Source organism: Empedobacter sp. EJD.6dd (assembly GCF_057369435.1).
The window spans coordinates 426191-438068 of record NZ_CM170667.1 but is presented as its reverse complement, the minus strand read 5'-3'; the positions used below and the strand labels follow the sequence as shown (position 1 = coordinate 438068).

Below are 11878 nucleotides of genomic sequence, written 5' to 3'. Positions count from 1 at the left end.
ATCAAAGCTAACAATTTTGATACCAAATTTTATAATATAGAAAACTTAATCTTAAAATTGTAATACATGATACATAAACGAAAAAATGACTTTTAATATTGTAAATTAGTTGCTTTTAACATACGATAATTTCCTGAAATATCTTTGAAAATGGAAACATATTGATATGTTTTTTCAAACAATTGTTTGGTTTCTGGGCCTAAATATTGATTAATTTCACAATAAACAGTACCATTTTTAGACAAATGATTCTTAGAGAATTTAATTACTCGTTCATAAAAAATAAGTGCATCATCATTTTCTACAAATAATGCCAAATGTGGTTCAAAATTTAAAACATTTTGATGCATTTCCTCTTTTTCTAAATTCCGAATATAGGGTGGATTTGAAATAATAATATCAAACTTTTGATCTAGATAAATGTCCTCTAATAAATTTTTTTGATAAAAATCAATATTTATTTCCAATGTTTTGGCATTTAGTTTCGCAATTTTTAGTGCATTTTCTGAAATATCTAAAGCTGCAACTTTTGCATTCGGAAATAATTTTGCCAATGAAATAGGAATGCAACCACTTCCAGTACCTAAATCAATGATTGATAAATCTTTATTTTGTGAATAATCATTTCTAATTAACTCAACTAATTCTTCTGTTTCTGGACGAGGAATTAAGGTATTTTCATTTACAAAAAAGAAATTATCATAGAAAAAAGCTTTTCCAGTAATATGCTGAATAGGAATTCCTTTTTTTAATTGTGCAATATCATTCGAAATTTCTGAAGTAAAATCAATAAAATTCGAAGGATTAAATTGTAAATCAAATTTGTCTTCTAAATAAATTAAAAAAATCCTTTCTGCTTCATCATGATCATAAATAGAATCTAATTCGAAAATAAAAAGTTGCTTTAACTCAGCTAAAGTCATTCTGTTAAATTTTTGTAAAGTTAGATTTTATTGCGTGATTATGCACGATTGTTGCTAGATAAAAGACAACCTTAAATATATATATATGAAAATGAATAAATTATTTGTAACAGCAATTTTATTGTTTATTGGTCATTTATCTTTTGCTCAAATTGAAATTGATGGTAATAATCAAAGACAAACTCTTGATTGTAAAGGTCAAAAAGTTGAAGTTGGTGGAAGTGGTCATATTATCAAATTGAAAGGAGATTGTACAAAGGTAGAAATTATGGGTACCAATAATACAATTACAGTAAATGGCTTAACTTCTGCTGAAGTTGCAGGAGAAGGAAATAGATTATATTATAAAAAAGCGCTTTCTAAAAATGGAAAATTACCACAAATAATAGAAGGAACTAATAATAAAATTATTAAACAGGAGTAAAAACTTTTCATTTATTATGTCTTTAATACCGAGAATCTCTTTCTTAAAATTAATTTATTAGAAAGAGATTCTTTATTTTTTATCATATGGTTAAATGTTTTTTAAATTGATTTTTAAGCTTTTATAAATAAAAGGTATTGATTAACTTGTTTTACTTACAATATGAATTAATACATAATTATTTATGAAGAAAAATTATTTTTTACTAAGCATGGCGATGTTTAGTATGCATTCTTTTGCGCAAGATTATAAGATGCCAGTAGCTAGTGTGATCTCTAAACAGGAAGCTCAACAAGGAAATGAGGCAGCTTTTAGTGCAGATGGAATTCTAACAACCATGTATCATTCTAAATGGAATCAAGTAGGAATTCCAGATCAATTAGATTTTACTTTTTCTAATCAAGTAAAAAGTATAAAATCTTTAATTTACTTTCCTCGACAATCTGGTACAAACGGAATTTGGACAAATGTAGAAATTTTATATTCGACGAAAGATGCTCCAACCGTTTTTAAAACAGCTACTACAACACCGTTAGCATGGGCTGGAGATAATACATCAAAAAAGTTTGATTTTGACAAAGAAATTATTGATCCAGCAATTATTCGAATAAAAGTGAATACCGCTTTAGGAAACTTTTCTAGTGCTGCTGAAGTAGAGTTTTATTCGTCAAATGAATTAGAACCAATAAAATCTGAATGTGTTATAGCTACAGATGAATTTTCTAATTATAAGGATATAAAAATAGCTCCTATTGCTGCTGGTTCTTCTGCGTCAAATTTCCAAACAGAAGAGAATATCGATAAATCATTTGATGGAGATTATCAAACTTTGTATCATTCTAATTATAATACAAGTTCTACAGCTTTTCCTATTTCGTTGGTTTATAATTTTGATGGTACAACACCTTTAGATTATCTGATTTATTATCCAAGGAATGATGGTGGAGTTAATGGTTTATTAGGTAAAGTAAAAATTAGTTATAATACTGCCTCAAATCCAACTTATGTAGAATTAAGTAGTCAAGATTTTGCTCAAAGTGGAGATGTAAGAAAAGTAGCTTTTAATTCACAAATTAAACCGCTTAATATTAAGTTAGAGATTTTAGATGGTAAAGGAAATTTTGCGAGTATTGCTGAATTAGAATTTTATAAAAATAATCCAAATAAGTTTGATCCAAAAGCTTATTCTTCAATCTTTAAAGACGAATTATTTTCTGAACTAAACACAGGTGTAAATCAACAAACAATAGATGGAATTACAACTTCACCTTTTGTAAAATCATTAGCTCAATGTTTGTTAGATAACAAGTATAAAAAAGAAGATCGTTTAAACGAGCACAAATCATACAAAACAATTGCATCAATTAACAAAGAATTCAAAGTTGGGAATTATAATGCATACGAAAATCCTACAGGAATTGTTTTTTCAGCAAATAAAACAGCAGTTGTTTTTGCAAGTGGCATTCCAGTGGGACAAACAGTTTATTTGAGAGTAAGAGATTCTGCTAATGAAGCCAATGTTACTGATATTAGTTATCCTTTGTTAAATGGATTGAATTCTATTGAGATGAAAAACGATGGTTTAGGTTATGTTTCTTATTATTCTGATGAAAAGAATCTGCCTAAAATAAAATTGAATGTTGTTTCGGGAATTGTAAATGGAGTATATAATACTTACCAAACAACAGCAGAAAAATGGAAAGAAATTGTAAATAATGGGGTATACTCTAAAGTTGATATTATGGGACATTATACTCATTTAATTATTGATAAAATTCCAGTCAATTTATACAATCCGAAGTCTCCACAAGCCTTAATTGATAAATATGATATGATTACCAAATCTGAAAGGGAATTGATGGGATTCTTTAAATACAACAAAAATTTTGAAACCAAACAATTGGTTTACACAGAGAGCAAAGGAGGTTGGTTTGCAGGAGGAACTGGAGCTCATTTAGATTTAACTTGGGGAGCAGCAAACTCAGCTTCACCAACAGCTATGGATGTTTGGGGAATTGCGCATGAACTAGGCCATGTAAACCAAGTTCGCCCAGATTTAAAATGGGTAGGAACAACAGAAGTTACGAATAATATTTATTCAGCTTGGGCAGTTTACAATTTGATAAAACAAAACGGAAATGTCAATTATTTGAGATTAGAGGCAGAAATTGGAGATTCTAATAACTATCCCAAAATAGTAGGAAACAGATATGGTGAATTTTTAAAACATACGTTAATTAATAAAAAAAGCTATAATGATTTTAACGGATTAGGAGATATGCCTTTCAGAAAATTAATTCCTTTCTGGCAATTAAGTCTGTATTATCAATTGGCTGGAGCTTCTAAAGGAGCGGCTTTATTAGAGTTTGACCAAGATATGTCTGATGAGTTAACGAATACAACGGTAACATCTGTAAATGGTGTTGATTACGCACATTGGTTTGCTTATACGGCAGAAAAAGCAAGAAATAGAGATTCATCTAAATTAACTTCTGGTCAAAATAATATGAATTTTGCGAAAGATTTGGCTGATGCAGTACAAGAAGATTTGACTGATTTCTTTACAAATATTGGTTTCTTCACACCTGTAAATACAGATATTGATGATTATGGAGTAAGTAACATCACAATAACGCAAGAAATGATTGATGATACTAAGAGTTACATCAAATCTAAAAATTATCCAAAACCAGTTTCGCCTGTTATACATTATTTAAATTCATTTAATGTAAATATCTACAAAGATAAATTGAAACTTTCTGGAAAAACAGGAGAAGGTTCGTCTTTGGTTTCAAATGCAAATGGTTCGTTCTTGTTGGTAGAAATAGCTAAATGGCCAAATGCAGTTGCATATGAAACATATAATGCAAAAGATGAATTGTTATCAGTTTCGGTTTTAGGAACTGGAGATCTAAAGCTTAAAAATACATATGTTGATTACCCAACTGATGCAGCAAAAGTATATGCTGTAGGTTTTGATGGAGCAAAAATTTTAGTTTATCCAACAAATTTATCAACGAATGAACTGATGAATAATACTGAATTTAATATTGTTCCAAATCCAATTAAAAATGATTCGAGCATCAAAATTAGTATTCAAAATGCCAAAGGAAATTACAATTTAAATGTGATTGATATTTCTGGGCAAACTTTAATTTCGACAACTGGAAGTCTTGATGAATTAAATAGATCTGTAAATTTGAAATTAAAAACTTTACCAAAAGGAGTTTACATCATTTCTCTTCATAATGAATCTTCAAAATACACGAAGAAAATTATTAAGCAGTAGTATTTATATTTCAACAAAAAAATCCACTCAAATGAGTGGATTTTTTTGATACCTAATATATTATTATAATTAATGTCCTCCTTCTGATTTAACATCATTCAGATTGATTCCTTGTTTTTGTAAAATTTTTGGTGTTGCTATTGCATAAAATACTAAATAAACAAAACATAAAATACAAACAATATAACTTGAATGTACAGTTGTTAAATCTGCAATATATCCTTGAAAAACACTAACTAATCCTCCTCCCATAATCATCATAATTAAGAAGTTACTTCCTTGTGAAGTGTTTTTTCCTAAACCATTAATAGCTAAAGCAAAAATACAAGGCCATAAAGTACTACAAAAAAGACCAACACTTGTTATTGCGTAAATAGATACTAATCCTGTTGTATTCATTCCAATGATTAAAGCAATGATTCCAATAATTGAAAAAGTTAATAACATTTTAGCAGGATTACCTTCAGTCCATAATGAAGCTAAAATCATAACAAAAATGATAACTGCATATAAATAAAAAGGTTGTAAATCATGCCCCGCAATGAAATTAACAAATAAGAATACTCCAAATGCAAGATAAGGTGCTACGAATTTCAAAATCATTGTTTTCGTTTTATCTAATCCAAATGCTTCTGCAGCACCACCCCAACGTCCAATCATCATACTTGCCCAGTATAACGACACATATGGTGTTACTCCCTTAATATCAAATCCTAACTCATTGTGCATATATGCTGGTAAATTACTTACCGTAGAAACTTCTACACCTACATATAAGAAAATGGCAATCATTCCTAAAAATAATTGTGGATACTTTAATGCTGAAGAACGATCTGATTTTGAAACAGAAATTGCAGAATCTTCTTGCTCTTCAGGATGAGAAGGTAATGATGAAAACTTAAGAAAAATTGCTACTGCTAAAAACGCTAATCCTAAGCATAAATAAGGAATCTTTACTGCTTCTATACTTAAACTCGTTTCTCCGCCTCCATCAGCACCAAAAATTGCATAAGCAACAATTAAAGGACCAATTGTTGTTCCTAAATTATTAATTCCTCCAGCTAATGTTAATCGCTGAGAACCTGTACTAGCACTACCTAAAGCAATTGCTAACGGATTTGCTACTGTTTGTTGTAAAGAAAACCCTAAACCAACAGTAAATAAACCTGTTAACATCAATGGAAAAGATCCTGTATTAGCTGCAGGAATAAAAAATAACGTTCCTATTGCAGATAACAATAATCCAAAAGCTAATGAATTTTTGTATCCAAATTTATTAATTAAATCTTTTTTTGCTAATAAAGAAGCGCCCATATAAATTAAAGCACCTACTGTATAAGCAATATAATATGCTACTGCTACTAATTGACTTTCGGCTTGTGATAAATCAAAAGATTTTTTGAAAACAGGTATTAATATTTCGTTACTTGCAGCTACAAATCCCCAAAAGAAGAATACTGTAACCAATGGAATAAATTGACCCCAATTTGTTTTTTGTGATTGACTCATGTGTTTTGTTATAAAAAAATTTTAATATTGGCTCTAGTTGCTACCGCAACCAGCCTATAAATATATGTTATTTATATTTTAAATTACCAAAAGGTATTTCAAAATTATTCAAAAAGATCACGAAAAATAAAATTCGTAATTCTAATCAATTATCATTCGATTATTTACCTTTTTATTTCCAATTATTGATTGATTAATAAAATTGAAAACATCATCTAAATATTGTTTTCTTAATCCAGACCATTCATGTTTTCCCGAATTAGAGAAAATGGCTAATGATGCTTGACTGTATTTTCTATTCAAATCTTCTAAAGTTGCAGAACCATTTAATGGAAAAAAACCTGGTTGATTATCCAAGCAACTTCTGTGAGTAGCATTATATGCTGGTACAACATCGTCGCTTAAACCATGTACATAAACAGTTGGTAAAACATTCGATTTTGTAACATAACGTTCATCTACAACAGCTCCTGCATAACTTACTAAACCATCAATTTTAATATGATTGAATTGATTTCCGTACCATAAATCTCTTAGATAATATGCATTTAAAATCGTCTCAGCTCCTGCACTACTTCCTCCTAAAATTAATTTATTAATAGAAAATTTTAGTTCTTTCGAATTAGTTTGAATATAGTTCAACGCAGTTAAAACATCAAAAGAGGCTTCTTTAAAAATCATCAACTTTTCTTGCTTTGGTAAATCACACCCAAAACCAGCCGAAGAGTTTGCTAATAATCTATATGAAATAGAAACAGCTACAAAACCTCTTTCTTGCGCATCTTTCATTCGTTCAATTTCTTCTTTATCTGCTCTTGTTCCTCCCGAAAATCCACCTCCGTGCACCCAAGCAAATACATTATACGACTGATTTTCTTTATAATTTTTCGGATAATATATATCAAACGCTAAATTATTTTTTTTATCATATACTACCGTTTTCTGCGCATATGTATAACTTATCATTAAAAATAAGGCAACTAAATATTTCATTTCTAACTTCTTTTTTAAACAAAAATTGCTTGACTTTAACTTCTTACGTTGTCAATTTGTCAAGCAATTTACTATAAATAATTTTCCCTTTAATTATTCTATTTTTTTACGAAATAATGATTGTACTAATTGAATGTTCTTGCGAATTGATTTCTACAGCTTCTCCTTCTATCCATAAATTATATTGGTAAGGTTTATCTGTTTGATTCATTACAACCACCACAACTTTTCCGTCTTTGTTTACAAAAGAAGTTGTCATTAAATCTGAACGATTAGACGATGCCGCAATTCTTTGCGCACCTGGACGAATAAATTTTGAAAATTGACCAATGTAGTAAAACGAATTTGTATACGTAACTTGTCCATTTCTAGTGTCTCCATGTATTGGTGCAAAACAGAAATTTCCTACGTGATTTGGTCCACCTTTTTCATCCAACAAAACATTCCAATCTGTCCAAGCAACTGTCCCAGAATTAAAATCGTTAATCATATTGTAACCATATTTTTCACCCAAAGCCCAATTGCCCATTTGATTGTAATCAAATTGTTCTTTACAACCTTCTGTAAAAATTAAATTTACATTTGGAAAAGCTTCGTGAGTTAATGCTACATTATTGAATAAATTTGAACTTCCGTTCCATGTTTCATACCAGTGAAAACCTACTCCCCAAACATATTTCGCAGCTTCTAGATCATTCAAAATTGTCGAAGCACGTTGATAAATTAAATCTCGGTTATGATCCCAAACTATAATTTTTTTGTCTTTTAAACCTTTTTGGTGAAATGTTGGACCTAAATTATTTTTCAAGAAATCACGTTCTTCATCTGCCGTATAAATACAAGATTCCCATGTTTGTGTCGCCATTGGTTCATTCTGAATAGAAACTCCCCAAACAGGTAAACCAATTTTCTCATAATTCTCGACAAATTTCACAAAATAATTTGCCCAAGTTTGGTAATATTCTGGTTTCAACGAACCTCCTTTCAACATACTATTGTTAGTTTTCATCCACGCAGGGGGACTCCAAGGACTTGCATATAAACGATAATTATCTTTCATTTCTGCTTTCGCCATTTTAATCATCGGAACTTTATAATTCAGATCATGTGCAATGTCAAAAGTTTTCAAATCTTTGTCGTTATCTTTTACATAGGTGTAACTATCGCTCGAAAAATCACAAGAATTGATATTTGTTCTAATCAAAGAATAACCAATTCCATCTTTTTCGTTATAATATGCTTTGATAATTTCTTGTTGCGATTTCTTTGGTAATTTTGCTAAAACTTCTGCCGAAGCGTCTGTAATTGCTCCTCCAATTCCTTCAAATTTTTGGAATTTACGTTTTGGATCAATAAAAATTGCAATATCTGTTTCTTTTGGTTGTGGAAACTTTTTTACAGCTAACTTATCTGTAGATTTTGCGATACGTTGATTCGTATTTTTAGCAGTTGTATAAATCTCGATTTTCTTATTCGAAAGTTTAAAGTCTTGCGCATTCACTGCAAAATGATTTAACAGTAAAGCTGCAATAACAGGATATTTTAAATGTGATTTTGTCATAATTATTGAATTATAAATTTGGCTAAAATTGGTAAATGATCTGATGGATATTTGAAATCGTAGAAATCATCGATTGTATTGAAACTTTTACACGTTACTTTCGCATTCTTTTTGTAAAAAATGTAATCTAAAATTTCTGTTCCCTTTTCATGAAATTTGAAATCTGTCCACGTAAAATCTGGTCCATAAACCATTTGCGCATTTAGACGAGTGTCTAAATATTTATTTTGAATGTATTTAACAGATTCATCGTTTTGATTCATATTAAAATCTCCCATAAAAAATGCAGGAACGTTTTTCTTTTCTGTTAATTTTTGAATTAAATTATCAATCATTTCTAACGATTTTTGACGAGCAATTTTTCCATCGTTATCAAAATGTGTATTGATTATCCAAAATGTTTTTTTCGTTTTTTTATCTTGAAACAATCCGTAAGTGATAATTCTATAATAAGATGCATCCCAACCTTTTGACATTTTTTCTGGTGTTTCTGATAACCAAAATGTATGTTGTTCTAAAACTTTATATTGATCTTTTTTGTAGAAAATAGCAGAATACTCTGAGTTTTTATCCTCATTTCGAGGAGATCCAATAAAATCTAAACTCGAATTATTTTGTTTGATAAAATCTAACTGAGGCACTTGTGCTTCTTGTACTCCGATAAAATCTGCATCGTAATACTTAATTAAATCAACTAACTTTTGTTTGCGAAGATTCCAATGATTTGCACCATCATCTACAGACGCTAATCGAATATTGTATGACATGACTGATAGATTTTGTTGTGCAAAACCTACCAATGTCATAATCAAAACTAAACTTAAACTAATATATTTTTTCATGTGTGAATTTTGTAAAAAATCCAAGTAAATACTTTCGCACTTACTTGGTTGAGAAATAAAATTAAATTTCTAACTATATATGAGGAATTTAATCAACTAATGTGAAGCTTGTTTTAAGTGTCGCATCTGAATTTCCACCTACAAAAATGTCGAAATCACCAGCTTCAGCAACATAATTCATATTGATGTCGTGGAATTTCAAATCTTCTGGAGTTAATGTAAACGTAATTGTTTTTGTTTCTCCTTTTTTGATCATCACTTTATCAAAACCTTTTAACTCGCGAACTGGACGTGTAACACTTCCTACTAAATCACGAACATATAATTGCACTACTTCTTCTCCATCATAGTTTCCTGTGTTTTTTACATTTACAGTCACTTTGATTTCATCTTTTCCATTCTTCATCGTTGATTTGTTCACTTTTAAATTACTATAATCAAACGTAGTATAGCTTAAACCATAACCAAAAGGAAACAAAGGTGAATTTGGAGAATCTGTGTAACGAGATTTATATTTTTGCTCTGCATCGCTCGCTCCTAAATATGGACGACCCGTATTTTTTTGATTGTAATGAATTGGAATTTGACCAACTGAACGAGGGAATGTCATTGGTGTTTTTGCCGAGGGATTATATTTTCCGTACAATACATCTGTAATTGCTAAACCTCCCATTGTACCTGGATACCAAGCGTATAAAATAGCATCCATATTATCATTTTCCCAAGAAATTGTCATCGGACGACCAGCCATTAAAACTAAAACGATTGGTTTACCTAATTTTTTCAATTCTTTTAATAATTCTTTTTGATTTCCTGGTAAATCAATATTTGTTTGAGAAGCAGCTTCACCTGTTTGGTTTTCGTTCTCTCCCATAACTGCAACAATTACATCAGAGTTTTTAGCAATATTAATCGCTTCTTGAAAACCATCTGTTTTAGTAGTATTGATTTCAGTTCCTTGTGCGTAAGTAATTTTTGCGTTTTTACCTAAAACATCATTCAAACCTTCCCAAACAGACCACGCTTTTCCGTAACGATCTCCACGTGCAGCCCAGTTTCCGATGATATTTTTCTCATCTTTTACTAATGGTCCAATTACTGCAACTTTTTGAGATTCTTTAAGTGGTAAAATTTGTTTGTCATTCTTCAACAAAATCATTGATTTACGCGCAACATCACGAGATTCGTTTAAGAATTCTTGTTTCATTACCGTTTCTTTTTCACGTTTTGCATTTGAATAGCGGTATGGATCTTCGAAAAGACCTAAATCATATTTAGCTTCTAAAATTCTACGAACAGCTGTATCAATCACATCTTGTTTTACTTTTCCTTCTTTGACCAATTTTGGTAAATGATTAAGAAAAGCACCACTCATCATATCCATTTCGATACCAGCTTCAACAGATTTTAATGTCGCTTCTTCCAAATCTTTAGCAACACCATGAGGAACTAATTCCTGAATAGCTGTATAATCTGTCACAACAAAACCTTTGTAATTCCATTCTTTACGTAAAATTTGATCGTACAAATATTTACTAGCTGTAGAAGGTACACCTCCGATTTCGTTAAAAGACGTCATAAAAGATCCTGAACCAGCATCAACAGTTGCTTTGAAAGGAGGTAAAATATAATCTCTTAAAAAACGATCAGAAATTTCTACCGAACCATAATCACGACCGGCTTGTGCTAATGCATAACCAGCAAAGTGTTTTGTACACGCAAGAACGGTATTCAAATCATATAAATTTTTTCCTTGAAAACCATTTACACGAGCAATTGCAATTTTACTTCCCAAGAAAGTATCTTCTCCAGCTCCTTCAGAAACACGTCCCCAACGAGGATCAAAACCGATATCAACCATAGGAGCAAATGTCCAATGAACTCCACCAGCAGCAGTTTCTTCAGCAGCAATACGAGCAGATTTTTCAATTGCTTTTAAATCCCAAGAAGAAGCTTCTCCTAATGGAATTGGAAAAATAGTTTCGTAACCGTGAATTACATCGTATCCAAAAATTAATGGAATTCCAAGACGTGTTTCTTCAACAGCAATTTTTTGTAATTTTTTGGTAATATCTGTTGTCGTTGCATTAAACACCGACCCCATCATACCTTGCTTTGTGTATTTGATATAATTTTTATCAATTGCAGATCCTGTAACATCACCTCCATCATAGGTATATTGTACCATCTGCCCTACTTTGTCATCAATCGTCATTTGACCCATTACGTAATCAATAAACTCTGATTTCGATTTCGATTTATCAAATTTTATTTTTTGCGCATAGGCATTGAATGCTAATCCTAAGAAAGCAATTGAATAAATTAGTTTTTTCATTT

General features: G+C 30.4%; 8 protein-coding genes. 2 read left to right on the top strand and 6 right to left on the bottom strand.

Annotation, left to right across the window (positions count from 1 at the left end):
• Positions 1-92: 92 nt before the first annotated feature.
• On the bottom strand, positions 93-923 hold the full coding sequence (gene prmC / locus AC2I98_RS01975) for a peptide chain release factor N(5)-glutamine methyltransferase (protein ID WP_486412957.1): 831 nt from the start codon (positions 921-923) through the stop codon (positions 93-95).
• 91 nt (positions 924-1014) lie between these two features.
• Between prmC and AC2I98_RS01970 the strand changes: the two genes are divergently transcribed.
• The gene (locus AC2I98_RS01970) at positions 1015-1347 is read left to right on the top strand and encodes a DUF3060 domain-containing protein (protein ID WP_486412956.1); all 333 of its coding nucleotides are present in this window, start codon (positions 1015-1017) and stop codon (positions 1345-1347) included.
• Between the two features lie 184 nt (positions 1348-1531).
• Positions 1532-4636 carry a M60 family metallopeptidase gene (locus AC2I98_RS01965; protein WP_486412955.1) on the top strand — a complete coding sequence of 1035 codons (3105 nt, stop codon included), beginning with the start codon at positions 1532-1534 and terminating at the stop codon, positions 4634-4636.
• A gap of 69 nt (positions 4637-4705) precedes the next feature.
• Here AC2I98_RS01965 and AC2I98_RS01960 read toward each other — a convergent pair whose 3' ends face one another.
• The 5 genes from AC2I98_RS01960 to AC2I98_RS01940 all read right to left on the bottom strand — a co-directional run bounded on the left by AC2I98_RS01960 (position 4706) and on the right by AC2I98_RS01940 (position 11876).
• Positions 4706-6145, bottom strand: a complete 1440-nt coding sequence (locus AC2I98_RS01960; protein ID WP_486412954.1) for an MFS transporter — start codon at positions 6143-6145, stop codon at positions 4706-4708.
• Between the two features lie 141 nt (positions 6146-6286).
• On the bottom strand, positions 6287-7138 hold the full coding sequence (locus AC2I98_RS01955) for a carboxylesterase family protein (protein ID WP_486412953.1): 852 nt from the start codon (positions 7136-7138) through the stop codon (positions 6287-6289).
• Positions 7139-7244: 106 nt separating this feature from the next.
• The gene (locus AC2I98_RS01950) at positions 7245-8699 is read right to left on the bottom strand and encodes a glycoside hydrolase family 30 protein (RefSeq protein ID WP_486412952.1); all 1455 of its coding nucleotides are present in this window, start codon (positions 8697-8699) and stop codon (positions 7245-7247) included.
• A 2-nt stretch (positions 8700-8701) separates the two neighbouring features.
• Positions 8702-9541, bottom strand: coding sequence for an endonuclease/exonuclease/phosphatase family protein (locus AC2I98_RS01945; RefSeq protein WP_486412951.1), 840 nt, complete (start codon positions 9539-9541; stop codon positions 8702-8704).
• An 88-nt stretch (positions 9542-9629) separates the two neighbouring features.
• Complete coding sequence (locus tag AC2I98_RS01940) at positions 9630-11876, bottom strand: glycoside hydrolase family 3 N-terminal domain-containing protein (protein WP_486412950.1); 2247 nt, start codon at positions 11874-11876, stop codon at positions 9630-9632.
• Positions 11877-11878 lie beyond the last annotated feature (2 nt).

Bases quoted from the DNA above. Each gene is read 5' to 3' on its own strand.
- prmC (WP_486412957.1), bottom strand. From the start codon at position 923: ATGACTTTAGCTGAGTTAAAGCAACTTTTTATTTTCGAATTAGATTCT.
- AC2I98_RS01970 (WP_486412956.1), top strand. From the start codon at position 1,015: ATGAATAAATTATTTGTAACAGCAATTTTATTGTTTATTGGTCATTTA.
- AC2I98_RS01965 (WP_486412955.1), top strand. From the start codon at position 1,532: ATGAAGAAAAATTATTTTTTACTAAGCATGGCGATGTTTAGTATGCAT.
- AC2I98_RS01960 (WP_486412954.1), bottom strand. From the start codon at position 6,145: ATGAGTCAATCACAAAAAACAAATTGGGGTCAATTTATTCCATTGGTT.
- AC2I98_RS01955 (WP_486412953.1), bottom strand. From the start codon at position 7,138: ATGAAATATTTAGTTGCCTTATTTTTAATGATAAGTTATACATATGCG.
- AC2I98_RS01950 (WP_486412952.1), bottom strand. From the start codon at position 8,699: ATGACAAAATCACATTTAAAATATCCTGTTATTGCAGCTTTACTGTTA.
- AC2I98_RS01945 (WP_486412951.1), bottom strand. From the start codon at position 9,541: ATGAAAAAATATATTAGTTTAAGTTTAGTTTTGATTATGACATTGGTA.
- AC2I98_RS01940 (WP_486412950.1), bottom strand. From the start codon at position 11,876: ATGAAAAAACTAATTTATTCAATTGCTTTCTTAGGATTAGCATTCAAT.